The organism is Mycobacterium sp. IDUB_19 (assembly GCF_055419445.1).
The window spans coordinates 1-14,960 of record NZ_JBVAXR010000024.1; the positions used below are offsets into that span (position 1 = coordinate 1).

Annotated in this window: 16 protein-coding genes and 1 pseudogene; 7 read left to right on the forward strand and 10 right to left on the reverse strand. The window is 67.1% G+C overall.

Annotation, left to right across the window (positions count from 1 at the left end):
- Positions 1 to 21 precede the first annotated feature (21 nt).
- Genes ACZY0B_RS18430 through ACZY0B_RS18440 form a run of 3 tightly spaced genes read left to right on the forward strand, consistent with a single transcriptional unit; the run spans position 22 to position 2,397 of the window.
- On the forward strand, positions 22 to 882 hold the full coding sequence (locus ACZY0B_RS18430) for an HAD family hydrolase (RefSeq protein ID WP_463765726.1): 861 nt from the start codon (positions 22 to 24) through the stop codon (positions 880 to 882).
- A gap of 47 nt (positions 883 to 929) precedes the next feature.
- Positions 930 to 1,463, forward strand: coding sequence for an FAS1-like dehydratase domain-containing protein (locus ACZY0B_RS18435; RefSeq protein WP_463765641.1), 534 nt, complete (start codon positions 930 to 932; stop codon positions 1,461 to 1,463).
- 10 nt (positions 1,464 to 1,473) lie between these two features.
- Positions 1,474 to 2,397: a cyclopropane mycolic acid synthase family methyltransferase gene (locus tag ACZY0B_RS18440; RefSeq protein ID WP_463765642.1), complete on the forward strand. Its 924-nt coding sequence runs from the start codon at positions 1,474 to 1,476 to the stop codon at positions 2,395 to 2,397.
- 97 nt (positions 2,398 to 2,494) lie between these two features.
- On the opposite strand, the gene ACZY0B_RS18445 is transcribed toward ACZY0B_RS18440, so the two are convergent.
- The 9 genes and pseudogenes from ACZY0B_RS18445 to ACZY0B_RS18485 all read right to left on the reverse strand — a co-directional run bounded on the left by ACZY0B_RS18445 (position 2,495) and on the right by ACZY0B_RS18485 (position 10,105).
- On the reverse strand, positions 2,495 to 3,574 hold the full coding sequence (locus tag ACZY0B_RS18445; RefSeq protein WP_463765643.1) for a lysophospholipid acyltransferase family protein: 1,080 nt from the start codon (positions 3,572 to 3,574) through the stop codon (positions 2,495 to 2,497).
- Positions 3,556 to 4,628: pseudogene (locus tag ACZY0B_RS18450) on the reverse strand (SDR family oxidoreductase). Before ACZY0B_RS18450 ends, ACZY0B_RS18445 begins: the two are co-directional and overlap by 19 nt.
- Positions 4,629 to 4,765: 137 nt before the next feature.
- The gene (locus ACZY0B_RS18455) at positions 4,766 to 4,867 is read right to left on the reverse strand and encodes a 30S ribosomal protein bS22 (RefSeq protein ID WP_003402602.1); all 102 of its coding nucleotides are present in this window, start codon (positions 4,865 to 4,867) and stop codon (positions 4,766 to 4,768) included.
- Positions 4,868 to 5,032: 165 nt separating this feature from the next.
- Complete coding sequence (locus tag ACZY0B_RS18460; protein WP_463765644.1) at positions 5,033 to 5,287, reverse strand: cell division/environmental response transcriptional regulator; 255 nt, start codon at positions 5,285 to 5,287, stop codon at positions 5,033 to 5,035.
- Between the two features lie 140 nt (positions 5,288 to 5,427).
- Complete coding sequence (gene proC, locus ACZY0B_RS18465) at positions 5,428 to 6,306, reverse strand: pyrroline-5-carboxylate reductase (protein ID WP_463765645.1); 879 nt, start codon at positions 6,304 to 6,306, stop codon at positions 5,428 to 5,430.
- 36 nt (positions 6,307 to 6,342) lie between these two features.
- Positions 6,343 to 7,173: a thioesterase family protein gene (locus tag ACZY0B_RS18470; protein ID WP_463765646.1), complete on the reverse strand. Its 831-nt coding sequence runs from the start codon at positions 7,171 to 7,173 to the stop codon at positions 6,343 to 6,345.
- A gap of 13 nt (positions 7,174 to 7,186) precedes the next feature.
- Positions 7,187 to 8,029, reverse strand: coding sequence for a sugar phosphate isomerase/epimerase family protein (locus tag ACZY0B_RS18475; RefSeq protein ID WP_463765648.1), 843 nt, complete (start codon positions 8,027 to 8,029; stop codon positions 7,187 to 7,189).
- A gap of 16 nt (positions 8,030 to 8,045) precedes the next feature.
- On the reverse strand, positions 8,046 to 9,092 hold the full coding sequence (locus ACZY0B_RS18480; protein WP_463765649.1) for a hypothetical protein: 1,047 nt from the start codon (positions 9,090 to 9,092) through the stop codon (positions 8,046 to 8,048).
- A complete protein-coding gene (locus tag ACZY0B_RS18485) occupies positions 9,089 to 10,105 on the reverse strand; it encodes a Ppx/GppA family phosphatase (RefSeq protein ID WP_463765650.1) in 1,017 nt (338 codons plus the stop codon). The genes ACZY0B_RS18480 and ACZY0B_RS18485 overlap by 4 nt, the downstream gene beginning before the upstream one ends.
- A gap of 128 nt (positions 10,106 to 10,233) precedes the next feature.
- Between ACZY0B_RS18485 and ACZY0B_RS18490 the strand changes: the two genes are divergently transcribed.
- Positions 10,234 to 11,019, forward strand: coding sequence for a DUF3109 family protein (locus tag ACZY0B_RS18490; RefSeq protein WP_463765651.1), 786 nt, complete (start codon positions 10,234 to 10,236; stop codon positions 11,017 to 11,019).
- A 12-nt stretch (positions 11,020 to 11,031) separates the two neighbouring features.
- Here ACZY0B_RS18490 and ACZY0B_RS18495 read toward each other — a convergent pair whose 3' ends face one another.
- On the reverse strand, positions 11,032 to 11,751 hold the full coding sequence (locus ACZY0B_RS18495; protein WP_463765652.1) for a FadR/GntR family transcriptional regulator: 720 nt from the start codon (positions 11,749 to 11,751) through the stop codon (positions 11,032 to 11,034).
- A gap of 46 nt (positions 11,752 to 11,797) precedes the next feature.
- Here ACZY0B_RS18495 and ACZY0B_RS18500 point away from each other — a divergent pair, with 46 nt between their 5' ends.
- From ACZY0B_RS18500 to ACZY0B_RS18510, 3 genes are read left to right on the forward strand one after another with little or no spacing between them, the layout of a single operon-like run.
- Positions 11,798 to 12,748, forward strand: coding sequence for a hypothetical protein (locus ACZY0B_RS18500; RefSeq protein WP_463765653.1), 951 nt, complete (start codon positions 11,798 to 11,800; stop codon positions 12,746 to 12,748).
- On the forward strand, positions 12,745 to 13,074 hold the full coding sequence (locus ACZY0B_RS18505) for a hypothetical protein (RefSeq protein WP_463765654.1): 330 nt from the start codon (positions 12,745 to 12,747) through the stop codon (positions 13,072 to 13,074). Before ACZY0B_RS18500 ends, ACZY0B_RS18505 begins: the two co-directional genes overlap by 4 nt.
- Positions 13,071 to 14,945 carry a GMC family oxidoreductase N-terminal domain-containing protein gene (locus tag ACZY0B_RS18510; protein ID WP_463765655.1) on the forward strand — a complete coding sequence of 625 codons (1,875 nt, stop codon included), beginning with the start codon at positions 13,071 to 13,073 and terminating at the stop codon, positions 14,943 to 14,945. The genes ACZY0B_RS18505 and ACZY0B_RS18510 overlap by 4 nt, the downstream gene beginning before the upstream one ends.
- The last annotated feature ends 15 nt before the right edge of the window (positions 14,946 to 14,960 follow it).

Consider the following 14,960-nt stretch of genomic DNA (forward strand, 5'->3'; position numbering starts at 1 on the left):
GACCCCGCCGTTCGCGTTGACCTGGAATCCGTGGCCGCCAACGCCAGCGCGGCCCGTGCGCTGGAGGGCTTGCAGGAAGCGGCCGCCGCCGAGGGTGGCCCGCAACCGCCGATCGACCTGACCGCCGCCGCGTTCTTCGACGTGGACAACACGCTGGTGCAAGGCTCCTCCGCGGTGCACTTCGGACGCGGGCTGGCCGCACGCAACTATTTCACTTACCGCGACGTCGTCGGATTCATCTACGCGCAGGCCAAGTTTCAGCTGCTCGGCAAGGAGAACAGCAACGACGTCGCCGCCGGCCGGCGCAAAGCGCTCACCTTCATCGAGGGCCGCTCGGTCGAGGAGCTGGTTGCTCTCGGCGAGGACGTCTACGACGAAATCATCGCCGACAAGATCTGGTCCGGCACCCGAGAGCTCACCCAGATGCACCTGGACGCCGGCCAGCAGGTGTGGCTGATCACCGCAACGCCGTATGAGCTCGCCGCGACGATCGCGCGCCGGCTCGGCCTGACCGGCGCGCTCGGGACGGTCGCGGAGTCGGTGGACGGCGTATTCACCGGCCGCCTTGTCGGTGAAATCCTGCACGGCCCGGGCAAGGCACACGCCGTGCGGTCCCTGGCGATCCGCGAGGGCCTCAACCTCAAACGGTGCACGGCCTACTCCGACAGCTACAACGACGTGCCCATGCTGTCGTTGGTAGGCACGGCGGTCGCCATCAACCCCGACGCACGTTTGCGCAGCCTGGCCCGCGAACGGGGATGGGAGATCCGCGACTTCCGGACCGCTCGCAAGGCGGCGCGGATCGGAGTGCCGTCGGCGCTGGCGCTCGGTGCGGCGGGCGGTGCGCTGGCGGCGTTGGCGTCGCGACGCCAATCACGCTGATAGGCTGCGCCGCTGAGCAACGATTCAAGTGGGGAGCGGGCAAAGCCATGACAACTCCAGCGGGGGCCCAGAGCCTTCCAGAGGGGGCCCAGAGCCTCATCGGCAGCCATTACCGGGCGCCGGACTACTTCGAGGTCGGACGAGAGAAGATCCGGGAGTTCGCGTCCTCGGTGCAAGACGACCATCCGATGCACTTCAGCGAGGTTGACGCCGCTGAGGCAGGGTACCCCGAGGTGGTGGCCCCGCTGACGTTCCTGGCGATCGCGGGACGGCGCGTGCAGCTGGATATCTTCACCAAGTTCAGCATCCCGATCAACATCGCCAGGGTTCTTCATCGCGACCAGAAGTTCCGGTTCCACCGCCCGATCCTGGCCCACGACAGATTGCACTTCGACACCTATCTAGACTCGGTGATCGAGTCGCACGGCACCGTCATCGCGGAGATCCGCAGTGAAGTCACCGACGCCGAAGGGAAACCTATCGTCACCAGCACCGTGACGATGCTGGGCGAGGCGGCAAATCAAGAAGTCGGCGCTGAAGAAACCGTCGCCGCGATTGCGTCCATTTCTGCTGGAAAGTAGGGTCGATTTAATGACGTCACAGGGGGAAACGGGTGGCACCCAGCTAAAGCCGCCAGTCGAAGCAGTCCGCTCCCACTACGACAAATCGAACGAGTTCTTCAAGCTCTGGCTTGATCCGTCGATGACGTACAGCTGCGGCTACTTTGACGAGAATCCGGACCCGCAACATCTGACCAAGACGCTCGAAGAGGCGCAGTACGCCAAGCGCAAGCTCGCTCTGGACAAGCTGAACCTCGAGCCTGGCATGACGCTGCTCGACATCGGCAGCGGCTGGGGCTCGACCATGCGGCACGCCGTCCAGGAGTACGACGTCAATGTCATCGGTCTGACGCTGAGCGAGAACCAGTACGCCCACAGCATGGCCGAGTTCGACAAGATGGACAGCCCCCGCCATAAAGAGGTGCGGATCCAGGGCTGGGAAGAATTCGACGAGCCGGTCGACCGGATCGTGTCGCTGGGTGCGTTCGAGCACTTCGCCGACGGCGCCGGAGACGCCGGGTACGAGCGCTACGCCACCTTCTTCAAGAAGTACTACGACTTGCTGCCCGACGACGGCCGCATGCTGCTGCACTCGATCGTGGTGCCCACCGCCGAAGAGGGCAAAGCGATGGGCCTGCAGGTGAATATGACCCTGCTGCGGTTCATCAGTTTCATCTTGAAGGAGATCTACCCCGGCGGTAAATTGCCGCAGATCAACCTGGTCGACAAGTACGCGACGGGTGCGGGTTTCACGATCGAGCGTCACCACAAGATCGGTAAGAACTACGTCCCGACGCTGACCGCCTGGGGGGACGCCCTCGAGGCGCACAAGGATGAGGCGATTGCCCTGAAGGGGCAGGAGACCTACGACATCTACTTGAAATACTTGCGTGGCTGCTCGGATCTGTTCCGCGATGGCTACACGAACGTTTGCCAGTTCACGCTGGTCAAGTAACCGCTGCACGCAGAGTGCCCCGGTGGCCATTGGCGCCGGGGCACTTGCATGTCTGTGGGACGCCGAGGCGTCAGGCCAAGACGCTGAGGCGAAAAGCTCAGCCCAAGAAGATGTTGCGACGACCGGCGAGCAGCCGGTACAGCGTCTGCTGGATCGTCTCGCGCACCTGATCGGTCAACTCGAAGGTGACCATCGGGTCCTCGGCGTCGGACGCGGCGTAGTCGTTGGTGTAGATCGGCTCACCGAACGCGATGCGCCACTTCGACGGCAGCGGCACCAGGCCGGCGGGCCCGGCCAACGGGAACAGCGGCGTGACCGGGAAGTAGGGCAGCCCGAACAGCCGCGCCAGGAGCTTCACGTCGGTCAGCATCGGGTAGATCTCTTCGGACCCGATGATCGAGCACGGGATGATCGGCGCCTTGGTGCGCAACGCCGCCGTCACAAAGCCGCCGCGACCGAACCTCTGCAGCCGGTAGCGGTCCTCGAAGCGCTTGCCCAGGCCCTTGTAACCCTCCGGGAATACCGCGGTGAGCTCGCCCGCGGCCAGCAGCCGGTGCGCGTCCGTGGTGCAGGCCATGGTGTGACCCGCCTTGCGGGCGGCTTCGCCGACCAGCGGCAGGTCGAACACCATGTCGGCGGCGAGCAGCCGCATGTCGCGATGCGCCGGATGCTCGTCGTGCACGGCCACCGACAACATCAGTCCGTCGAACGGCAACACCCCGGCGTGATTGGCCACCAGCAGCGCGGCGCCTTCGCTCGGCAGGTTCTCGATCCCGCTGACCTCGACCCGGAACCACGACTTGAAAAAGAATCTCAGCAAAGGCCGCACAATGGCGTTGTTGAAGTGCGGATCGAACCCGAATTCGTCGACGGTGTAGTCGCCCGTCAACCGCTGCCGGAAAAACCCGGCAACCCCAGCGACCTGTTGGGCAAACTCGCTGAGCGGCGCTTCGGTTGCCGAAGCCCCGCCCGCGCCGCGACGATGGTCGTCGATTTCGCGAACGACTGCGGCGAGCTGTTCGGCCGATGCGGGGCTGTTTGGATCAGCGAGCAACGACGGATGTTGACGCGAGGCTTCGGCTTTCCGGCGAGCGGCGACGCGACCCCTATTGCTATGCAGGGGAATGACATTCGCTCTGGTTTCACCCGCCACGATATCTACCTGACCCCACCCCATGAATTGGATTTCGGCTTCCCCAGCGCTGCGCTAGGGCTATGGCGCGACCCTCCAAGGAGCGTACCCGATGTGGGTCGATTATGGGAGTCAGGCCGCGACCACGCACGTAGTCGTCAAACGCCTCCGCCGTCGTCCATTTCGGCTGGTAGCCGAGCTCGGACTGCATCCTCGCGGTGTCCATGACTCGGCCATAACTTAAGTAATTGAATTGTTCCCGATTGATCTCGGTGTAGCGATTAGCCCGTCTCAGCGAATCCAGGGCCCACACCCCGAAACCGGGTACCGGCAACGGAATCCGGCCCGCCCGGCGGATCGCCTGCGACAGCATGATGATGCCGTCGGCGCCGACGTTGAAGGTGCCGGCCTTGCCGGCCATCGCCGCACGCTCCAGCGCACCCAACGCGTCTTGCTCATGCAACAACTGCAATCGCGCATCGCGGCCGAGCATCGTCGGGACCACCGGCCCGGCCAGATACCGCGACAGCGTGGTGTCCATCGCCGGCCCAATCATGTTGGCCAGCCTCAGAATCGTCACCGCGATGTCGGGCCGACGCCGGCCCAGCCCACGCACGTAGCCCTCGATATCGAGGCTGTCCTTGGCGAAACCACCGCGCAGGGGCCGACGGCTGCTGCTGTCCTCGGTGAACATCACCGGATCGTGCGGGCTCGACCCGTAGACCTCGGAAGTGGATTTCAGCACGACGCGGCGAACCGAGGGCGCTTTCTGGCAGGCCGCGAAAAGCTGCATCGCGCCCATCACGTTGAGTTCCTTCAGCGCCGCCGTGCCGCCGGATCGCGGCGCATACGACGCCGCTGAGGCGTGCACCACCGTGTCGACGTCGCCGTTGCGAATCACCTTGGCTATGAAGGGATTACGAATGTCGGCGCGGACGAACTCGGCCCGGCCCATCCGGCGCAGCATGTCCTTGCTGGGGGCGATCGCGTCCACGGCGATCACGCTTTGAATCAGCGGATTCTGCGCCAGCCGGGCAGTCAGGTAGCCGCCGAGAAACCGGCACGCACCAGTAACCAGCACCACTTTCGGGTAGTGCATGGTGCTATCCGCGTTGTCGCCGGTTCCGGCGCCGCCCCCGCTTGACGAATCCACCCGCACAGCCTAACGGCCGAGATGAGCCGCGGCGCTACAGCCGCGCGACGATCGGCGAGTTCGGTAGTGCGGCGAGGCGGGGCTTACTTGCCAAGTTTTCTGCGCTGCACCCGGGTACGACGCAGCAGCTTGCGGTGCTTTTTCTTCGACATACGCTTGCGCCGCTTCTTGATTACTGAACCCATGAACTCCGCTATCTGACCTGTGACCGCTTCTTAAGGATTGCTAAAGGACCACGTCACTTTACCCGGCGGGCCGCACCGAACACCAAACCGCCAGTCGCGCGACCGCTCAAAAGGCCGCGCGCCGGTCCCGACCCGTCCGCCGTCGTCTCGCGGCGAGGCGTCGGCTCAGCCGGCGTCGAAGTAGGACGTCTCCAGCATGTCGTGCACGGCTTTCGCGTGCACCCGGAAGGACCGGCCAACCCGAACCGCCGGCAGCTCTCCGTTGTGCACCAAGCGGTAAACCGTCATCTTGGAGACCCGCATCAAGGCCGCCACCTCGGCGACGGTGAGAAATTGTGTCCTGGCCTGGCTATCGACGGAAGCTGTATCCCGCGACTTACCTGCGGAATCTCGCGCCGATGGCCCGTTGGTAGACGTCATCGCAACCCAATCGTGTCAGGCCCGCGCAACGCCAGCGGCTTCCCCTCCGCTGGCACCCACACGGGCATACACCAAGGAGAATAGCGGGACTAGTGGGGTTACTGGTACTGGTGGGGGACAATCATTTTAAAATTCTTGAATTATTCCGATGTAATTCTTAGCTGTTCAGAGCGCTTTTTGGCGGCCTGAACGGCCGCGTCGACGGCTGTCCGCAGGCCCCCTCGTTCGAGTTCGCGCAGCGCAGCGGCGGTCGTACCGCCAGGAGAGGTCACCGTGGCTCGCAGCTGCGCGGCGGTGGCGTCCGCCTGCTTGCCCAGCGCCTCGCTGTCGGCCGGTCCCCGCTCCTGATCGAGCCGTTCCAGCAGCAGCGCCGCCGAACCGGCCATGGTTTGTGCCGTCAGGTCGGTCGCCACGTCCCGGCTCAGCCCCGCCGCGACGCCCGCGTCGACCAGGGCCTCGACCATCAGGAAGAAATATGCGGGCCCCGAACCCGAAAGCGCGGTCACCGCGTCCATTTGGGACTCGGGGACGGTCAGCACGCCGCCGACGGCTTCGAACAGCGCCGAAACCTCCTCGAGCTGCGGCGCGGTCACGAAACGACCCTTGGCCAGGGCAGTCACCCCGGCACCCACCACTGCCGCCGCGTTCGGCATCGCCCGGACCACCGGCGTCCCGGCCGGCAGCTTGGACTCGAAGTAGGTGAGCGTGATTCCGGCGGCCACGGTGACGAAAACCTGTTCGGCGCTGCCGTCATCGGCTGCGCCGGCAGCACGCGCCAGCTCCCCCATCAGCGACTCGACATCGGCGGGCTTCACCGCGACGACGACAAACGTCGCGTTGTCGACGGCATCAGCCAGTGACGACGTCACCAACACCGAATAGGTGTCCGCCAAGTATTTGGCGCGTTCCGGCACGCGTTCGGACACCACCAGGTCTTTGACCTGCCGCCCGGCCCGAAGCAGACCCGACAGCAAGGCCTCCCCGATGCTGCCACCGCCGATGATCGCGATTCTCGCCATGGGAGAAAGCATCGCAGACGGCCCGGCTTCTCCGGGCTACCGGGCCGCGGGCACCAGCGCCAATTGGCGGGACTGGACGACGAGCCGGCCCAGGCTGTCGACGACGATATGGTCCTCGTCGAACCAGTCGTGCCCGATCTCGAGGCAGGTGCAGATCACGCGCAACCAGCCGTCGGCGGGCAGAGCCCGAAGGAACGCGGTGAGCGCAATCGTGGGCGCCCATCCGGTGCGCTCCACGGCGAACGTCACCGGCGCCGATAGATCCCCGCACATCAGCGCGAAGAGGGCGTCAGGAGCGACGTCGCGCGGCCGCGCCCACATCTGCAGCACCGGGGGTCGCCCGTCGGTGCTGGGCGCAAGAGTGGACAGCAGCGGCCGGACATCGCAGCCCTCGCCGAGGTGCACCAGGCCGGCCAGCGGATGACCGGGCCCGATCGGTTCGATGTCATCGGGCGGTTCCGGGGCCATCAGATCCGCGACGGGGTTCGCCGACAGCAGCGGCGCCGTGTCACCGCCGGGTGGAAAGTGCTCCGGCTCGCCGAGGTTGACCACGGCGTGGACGGCAGTGCGATCGCCCTGCATGAGTTCGACGTCGACGACGCAGATCCGGCGGCCGCGCTTGCGGATCGAGGTCAGCAGCCGCATCGGCCCCGGATCGGGCGCCCACAGGAAGCTCGCCGACACCGCTACCGGCTCGAGCCGGGCCGGGTGTCCGGCGCACGCGCTGCGCGCGGCGTTGGCGCACAGCGCCAGCATCGCGCCGCCGTGCACCTTGGGCCCGATCGTCCAGTGCTTGTTGAGCTCTCCCTCGAATACACCCGGATCGACCTCCCGCAGCTTCATCGCGGTGGTGAATAGCGCGGTCATGGTCTCCTGAGGGTCATCGCAGCAGATGCGTGCGGGCGAACTGGAGCGATTCAGCGAGCATCGCTTCGCGCTCGCTGGCCGAGCGTGCGCTGGACGTGGACACCTCGAGGATGACGTGGCCGGCGAAATGGCCGGCGGCCAGTAGCTGGCACACCTCGGCGGTGGGCTGGGTGCCGCGCCCGGGCACCAGGTGCTCGTCGGAGGGCATGCCGCTGCCGTCGCACAGGTGCAGATGCACCAGTCCGCCGCCCATCCGCTCCGTCATGTCCAGCGCGTCGGTGCCTGCGGTCGAGGTGTGCGACAGGTCCAGCGTGTAGTGGGCGTGGTTGCCGTCCAGCGGGTCGTAGGACGGCGCGAACGCCGAAATCGCCGGTCCCGGGCCACCTCCGCGCCTGCGCATCCGTTCCCGCGACTGGTCGGCCCCGAAGAACCGGTCCGCCCGGAACGGGAACATGTTCTCCACCGCGACCATCACGTCGCTGGACGCCTCCAGGTTTGTCACCTGTTCGCTGAATCCCTCGGCGTAGCGCCGCTGCCAGCGGAACGGCGGATGCACGACGACGGTCTGCGCGCCGAGTTCCTCGGCCGCCCGCACGCTGCGTTCCAGCTTGGAAATCGGGTTGGAACCCCACACCCGCTGCGAGATCAGCAGGCAGGGAGCGTGTACCGACAGCACCGGCACGTGATAGCGCCGCGACAGCTTCTTGACGGCGGCGACGTCCTGGCTGACCGACTCGCTCCACACCATCAGCTCGACCCCGTCATAGCCGAGCCTGGCCGCATACTCGAACGCGGCCTCGGCCCTCAACGGGTAGACCGAGGCCGTGGACAGGCCGACCTTGATTGCGGGGCGCACTGTTTGCGGGTGACGCCTAGCCGGACTGCATGGATAGCGCCAGCGGTCCCAAGGTGATCAGCGCCCCGACCGCCACCGCGATCAGCGTGCTCGCGATGTCCTCGGTTTTGCGGACCACCCGCACCCCGGCCACCTGGCCGAGGATGACCAGCACCGACAGCACCAGCGCCACCAGGCTGTTCCATCGCCATAGTTGGTCGAATGCGATGAACAGCCCGGCGCCGAATGCGACGGCCAGCATTGACTGGAACACGATCAGGCTGCCGCGCCACAGCGCCTCTAATCGGCCGGGCGCCGGGTGGGCATCCTTGGGCTGGGCCGCGGGCGGGGCCGCGTCCAGGTGATCTTCCCCGACCGCCTCGGCGGCGGTCACCGAGTTCGCGCCGGCTTCCTCGCGCTCGTCGCTGCGGCGTCGAGCCACCTCGTCGGCAAGGGTCTGCCCGCCGAACAGCGTCGAATCCGACGTCTGCAGGTAGGAACGCACGTAGGCGGAGTCCTCGCTCGCGGGTTCGGCTTCGCGCACGTCGGAGTCCATGACGTCCACCGGCATATCGGCGTATTGCTGCTGCGGATCCGGGCTCATGTCCTCGGCGCCGGACGACGCGGCCGGCCGGCCGGCGGGCTCCTCGGCTTCTGGCGCGTCGGGGCGGCGCGTGGGCCGCGGGTAGGCGCTGCGCTCGGGCCCCGCGCGACGCGGCTGCGGTGGCGACTTGGGCCACCGCGGCTCCGACTCGGACCAGTACGCCGTCTTGGGCTGATCCTCGGTGGCCGGTTCGGCGACGACTTGTTCCGAGACCGGTTCGGGGTGCTCTTCGAGCTCGGGTTCGACGACCTCGACCGACCCGTGGGCGTGGTGCGCTGCCTCGTCGTGCTCGTCGTCGTCGCGGATGATGGGAATCTCGCCGGTCAGCTCGGCGACCGTGACCGCGTCGCTATCGCCGCGCCGGCGGCGGCGCCGCCGGGTGACCGCCGGGGAGCCAATGGTTCCGTTCCTGGCCAGCAGTTCGGCGACCGAGATCGGCCGAGTGCCGGGGCTCTCTGTCTCAGAATGTGGTCCGGTCATGGTTTGTCGCCTCTCGATCGGTTGGTGTTCCGATCAACTCCCTGACCTCCAGCATTACGCACCGACGTCTCCACGAGGGCAGTTCCGTCGGCTTCGCTGTCCAGCTTGCGCAAGATGAGACCTTCCCGTAACGCCCACGGGCAGATATCCACTGTTTCTATCGACAGCGATCGCATACTCGCCTCCGCCACCAGAGCGCCCGCCACGATCTGCGGCGCCCGCTCGGCGCTGACTCCTTCCAACTCCGCCCTGTCAGCGGTGGTCATCCTAGAGATGAAAGATATGAGTTGCCTGAGGCCGTTTGCGGTCAGGGTCCGCTTCACCCGTGGTCCGGCGGCCGACGGCGCCGCGCCGGTGAGCCGCGCCAACGAGCGGAAAGTCTTCGACGTCGCCACCGCGAGTTCCGGGTCACCGGCTTCGAGGACGGCCTCGGCGGCATCCGCCAACTCGGCGTCCAGCCAGTCGCGCAGCATCCCTACCCGGCGTCGTCCCGGCGGATCGTCGGGTAGCCACTCGCGGGTCAACCGCCCGGCGCCCAGCGGCAGCGACAGCGCGACTTCGGGTTCCTCGTCGACACCGCTGGACAGCTCCAGCGAGCCGCCGCCGATGTCGAGGTTGATGATTCGCCCGGCGCTCCACCCGTACCAGCGGCGCACCGCCAGGAAGGTCAGCCGCGACTCGTCCACCCCGGTCAGCACCTGCAGCTCGACGCCGGCCTCTTTGCGCACCCGGCTCAGCACGTCGTCGGAATTCTCCGCGTCGCGGACGGCGGAGGTGGCAAAGGCCATCAGCTGCGCACAACCGGAGCTGACGGCGATCTTGGCGAACTCGTCGATCGTGGAGATCAGCTTTTCGGCGCCGCGCTTGGTGATCTTGCCCGAGCTGTCGGTGGCCTCGGCCAGCCGCAACGTGGCCTTCGTTGAACTCATCGGTGTCGGATGCCCGCCGCGGTGCGCGTCCACCACGAGCAGATGGACCGTATTGCTACCCACGTCAAGCACGCCTAGTCGCACGAAAACAAACTAGCCGGACGGCGATGCGGTTTGGGTTGCGCCCCGCTGGGAAGTACGCGGATTCACGGCGGCCCGGGCCTGAGTGTCAGCCGAGCGAACAGCGGGAATCTTGGTCTAACGTTGCATCCGTGGCGAATTCGCACCCCGAGCCAGGGCAGGAAGTTGAATTGGATTTTGCCCGTGAATGGGTGGAGTTCTTCGATCCGGACAATCCGGAGCACCTGATCGCGGCCGACCTCACGTGGCTGCTCTCCCGCTGGACGTGCGTATTCGGCACGCCGGCCTGCCGCGGCACGGTCGAGGGCCGCCCGGATGACGGGTGTTGCTCACACGGCGCATTTCTGTCCGACGACGACGACCGCGCCAGGTTGGACGACGCCGTGAAACAACTCACCGATGCCGATTGGCAATTCCGCGAAAAAGGTTTGGGCCGTAAGGGTTACCTTGAACTCGATGAGCACGAAGGCGAACCCCAACACCGCACCCGCAAATACAAGCAGGCGTGCATTTTCTTGAACCGGCCCGGCTTTGCCGGCGGCCCCGGCTGCGCCCTGCACAGCAAGGCCCTCAAGCTCGGCGTGCCACCGTTGACGATGAAACCCGACGTCTGCTGGCAGTTGCCGATCCGGCGCAGCCAGGAGTGGGTGACGCGGCCCGACGGCACGGAGATCCTCAAGACCTGGATCACCGAGTACGACCGCCGCGGCTGGGGCTCCGGCGGCGCCGACTTGCACTGGTACTGCACCGGCGATCCGGCCGCGCACGTCGGCGCCAAGCCGGTGTGGGAAAGCCTGGCCGACGAACTCAGCGAACTACTCGGCTCCAAGGCCTATGCCGAACTCGCGGCAATGTGTAAGCGCCGCAGCCAATTAGGGCTCATCGCTGTGCACCCGGCGACTCGGATCGCGGAGTAACCGCACGCCCGTTCAGGTCAACTGCGACCGGTAGACCGAGACCATTCTCAACGCGCTCGCAAGCAGATACGCCTCGACAGCCGCGGCGGCCGCGTCGACATCGCGCGCCAGCACCGCCTCGGTGATCGCCCGCAGGTCGGCCACCACCGGTTCAGGGTCGTCGTAGGCCGGGGTGAGCTCATGCTCTCGACCGCCAAAGGAGTGGTCGACCCAGCGATAGAGCAACCCCAAAGCACGGTTGCGCGTGCCGTGTATCAGTACCTGGAAGTAGGCGAGGTCGGCGGCCTGGCGCGCCGCGGCGCTGTCGGCGTCCCGCACCGCGGCCAGCGCACCGAGCAACGCCTCGTCATCCTCGGGCCCGCACCGTTGCGCAGCCAAGCGGCCGATCAACGGGCCCAGCGCCGCGCGGATCTCGAGGAGCTCGACCAAAAACTCCGGGCCCAATTTCCGTATCAGTGCCTCGACCACCGCGGGGTGCGTAAGTTCCTGCGGGTCCCGTACCACGTTGCCGCTGCCGTGTCGGGCCTCGATCAGGCCCATCTGCTGCAGCCGGGCCAGACCCTGTCGCAGCGACGTGCGGTTGACCCCGAGTTGCTCGGCCAGCTCCCGCTCGGGCGGCAGTGCCGAGCCCGGCGGGAACGCGCCGTCGAGGATGGCGTCGGCAATCGACGCCGTGATCTGTTCGTCCACACGCTGGCGGTCAGGCGGCTGAAGCACATTTGACTGGTTCATTGGTTCAACCAATATAGTGGATGGACCGATGGGCGGAGGTAACCAAGTGGAAGAAGAACTGCGATCGGCCTCAGCGCCGCGCTGGCGGGGCAAGGCGGGACGGCTGGAAGTCTGGTACGCCACCGCGTCCGATCCGCTGACCCGTGCCGGCCTGTGGATTCACTGCGAAACGGTCGCACCGACCACCGACCGTGCCCCCTACGCGCACGGCTGGGTGACCTGGTTTCCGGCCGACGACGCACCGCGCACCGAGCGTTTCGGTCCCGAACCGGTCCGACCCGCGATCGGCGCCTGGTTCGACTCGGCCGGTGTGCGAGCGGCACCCGAAGAACTGATCGGACGCGCCGGATCCCTGGCTTGGGACCTGTCATGGAAAGACGCGGGCACGCCGCTGTGGACGTTTCCACGCCCGGTGTGGGATCGCGAACTGCTGCCCGGAGCCCAAGTCGTTCTCGCACCGACCGCCGACTTCACCGGCTCACTGACCGTCGGCGGAGCCACCCACCACGTCGACGGCTGGCGGGGCGGAGTTGCCCACATCTACGGACACGGCAACGCCAAGCGCTGGGGCTGGATCCACGCCGACCTCGGCAACGGCGACGTCATGGAGGTGGTCACCGCGGTGTCCCACAAACCGGGGCTGCGCAGGCTTGCACCGATGGCGTTCGTTCGCTTTCGCATCGACGGAAAAGACTGGCCCGCAAGCACATTGCCGTCGCTGAGAATGCGCACCACCCTCGGCCTGCGGCACTGGCAGCTAGCGGGGCGCATCGGCGGTCGCGACGTGCTCATCCGCGTCGACCAGCCGCCGGACCGCTGCGTGAGCCTGGGCTACACCGATCCCGACGGCAGCACGGCGGTGTGCACGAACACCGAACAGGCCGACATCCATATCGAGATCGGCGACCGCCGGTGGTCGGTGCTGGGCACCGGCCACGCCGAAGTCGGCCTGCGCGGCAGCGAGGCGCCCGCCATCAACGAAAGGATCCCGACATGAGCTTTCTTCTCGACCCACCCCTGCTGTTCGTCTCCGGAGTTCTCATCGAGCGGCAACTGCCTTCGGATCGCCGCGACGCGGCCGAGGCTGCCACCCTCGGCATCTTCTTCGGCGGATCGTTCGGGCTCTACAACAACGTGCCCGGACTGGGGATGCTGTGGCGGCCCTTCCGTGCCCGCAACGGCCGCGACTTCATGTGGAACAGCGGGGTTTTCGGCGTCCAAACCGAGGAGCTCGGCTGGCAAATGCACGCCGCCGCAGGCGCCATCTTCGCGACCTACCCGTTCTTCATCAAGTTGGGCCGCCGGATCGGGCGTTTGCTATGAGCCGTCGGGCCGGACGGGCTCGAACAGCGTTGGCCTCCTTCGGCACCGCGCTGCTGCCCGAGGAGCACGGCGGCCCGCCATCGGCCCAACTGGTCGCCCGCGTCGAGCGCTACCTCGCGCAGCTGCCCGCGACGACACGGCAGGCAGTGCGGGCCGGACTGCTGTGCATGAGCGCGGCAAGCTACCTCACCACCGGCCGGTCGCTTTCGCGCCTTGATGCCGGCCAACGTGATCAGGTGCTACGCCGACTCGCCGCGCTCGGCCCGGATGCCGCTATGGCCGTCGAGGCGATGAAGGCGATCGTGCTGCTTGCCAACGGCGCGGATACCTTTGCACCAGAGCTGCTTTCGCGCGCCCAGGAGCATGACACGGCGCGCCCCGACGCGCCCTTGTCCATCATTTCCTCGACCGAGAGTCGATCCGTCGTGACCGCCGACGCGGTGATCGTCGGCTCCGGCGCCGGCGGGGCTATGGTGGCGCGCACCCTGGCCCAGGCCGGCCTCGACACCGTGGTGCTTGAGGAGGGACGCCGTTGGACGGTCGAGGAATTCCGCACCATCCACCCGATTGACCGTTACGCCGGGTTGTACCGCGGCGCCGGCGCCACCGTCGCACTCGGACGCCCGTCCATAGTCCTGCCCATCGGCCGGGCGGTCGGCGGCACCACCGTGGTGAACTCCGGAACTTGTTACCGGCCACCGCTTGCTGTGCAGCGGCGCTGGCGCGACGAGTTCGGTCTCGACCTGGCCGACCCGGACCGGCTGACCCACCATCTGGACGATGTCGAGCGCACGCTACAGGTCGCGCCGGTGCCATTGCAGATCATGGGCCGCAACGGGCGCCTGCTGCTCGATGCCGCCACGACACTGGGATGGGACGCGGCACCCATCCCACGCAATGCGCCGGGCTGCGAGGGCTGTTGTCAGTGCGCGATCGGCTGCCCGCGCAACGCCAAGTTCGGCGTTCATCTCAACGCGCTGCCGCAAGCCTGCGCGGCGGGCGCGCGGATCATCTCGCAGGCGCGCGTCGAAAGGGTACTGCACCAGCATGGTCGGACCCGCGGTGTGCGGGCGCGGCGGCCGGACGGCACGACGCTGGACATCCTCGCGGAGTCGGTCGTGGTCGCCGCCGGCGCCACCGAAACACCGGGGCTCTTGCGGCGCAGCGGACTTGGCGCTCACCCGCGCCTTGGCCGAAATCTCGCGCTGCATCCGGCGACGATGCTCGCCGGCCGCTTCGACGATGACGTGCGCGCATGGCACGGCGTGCTGCAAAGCGCAGCTGTCCACGAGTTCCACGAGTCAGACGGTGTGTTGATCGAAGCGACCTCGACGCCGCCGGGCATGGGGTCGATGGTCTATCCCGGATACGGCGCCGAGTTGCTCAGCTGGCTCGACCGCGCGCCTCAAGTCGCGACGTTCGGCGCCATGGTCGCCGACCGCGGAGTCGGTTCGGTTTTCTCGGTGCGCGGCGAGACGATGATGCGCTACAACATCTCCCGTGCCGACATCGCCAAGCTGGTGGTCGCGGTCGAGGCCATGGGGCGCCTGTTGTTCGCAGCGGGCGCCGTCGAGGTGCTGACCGGATTGCCCGGCGCGATGACGGTGACGTCGGTGCCCGCGTTGCGTGACGCGCTGAGCCGGAGCAACCCGAGAAGCCTGCACCTGGCCGCCTTCCACCCGACCGGCACCGCGGCAGCCGGCGCCGATGAACAGGTCTGCCCCGTCGACAAGACGGGACGGCTACGCGGCATCGACGGAGTGTGGGTTGCCGACGCGTCGATCCTGCCCAGCTGCCCGGAGGTGAACCCACAGCTCTCGATCATGGCGCTGGCATTGGGCGTAGCCGACGAGGTGGTCGGCGCCCGCTAGTTCAGCGGGCGTCCT

Coding starts and splice junctions, on each gene's coding strand:
- ACZY0B_RS18460 (WP_463765644.1), bottom strand. CDS start 5,287: ATGACGTCTACCAACGGGCCATCGGCGCGAGATTCCGCAGGTAAGTCG.
- ACZY0B_RS18480 (WP_463765649.1), bottom strand. CDS start 9,092: ATGACCGGACCACATTCTGAGACAGAGAGCCCCGGCACTCGGCCGATC.
- ACZY0B_RS18440 (WP_463765642.1), top strand. CDS start 1,474: ATGACGTCACAGGGGGAAACGGGTGGCACCCAGCTAAAGCCGCCAGTC.
- proC (WP_463765645.1), bottom strand. CDS start 6,306: ATGGCGAGAATCGCGATCATCGGCGGTGGCAGCATCGGGGAGGCCTTG.
- ACZY0B_RS18505 (WP_463765654.1), top strand. CDS start 12,745: ATGAGCTTTCTTCTCGACCCACCCCTGCTGTTCGTCTCCGGAGTTCTC.
- ACZY0B_RS18470 (WP_463765646.1), bottom strand. CDS start 7,173: ATGACCGCGCTATTCACCACCGCGATGAAGCTGCGGGAGGTCGATCCG.
- ACZY0B_RS18495 (WP_463765652.1), bottom strand. CDS start 11,751: ATGAACCAGTCAAATGTGCTTCAGCCGCCTGACCGCCAGCGTGTGGAC.
- ACZY0B_RS18510 (WP_463765655.1), top strand. CDS start 13,071: ATGAGCCGTCGGGCCGGACGGGCTCGAACAGCGTTGGCCTCCTTCGGC.
- ACZY0B_RS18455 (WP_003402602.1), bottom strand. CDS start 4,867: ATGGGTTCAGTAATCAAGAAGCGGCGCAAGCGTATGTCGAAGAAAAAG.
- ACZY0B_RS18445 (WP_463765643.1), bottom strand. CDS start 3,574: ATGGGGTGGGGTCAGGTAGATATCGTGGCGGGTGAAACCAGAGCGAAT.
- ACZY0B_RS18435 (WP_463765641.1), top strand. CDS start 930: ATGACAACTCCAGCGGGGGCCCAGAGCCTTCCAGAGGGGGCCCAGAGC.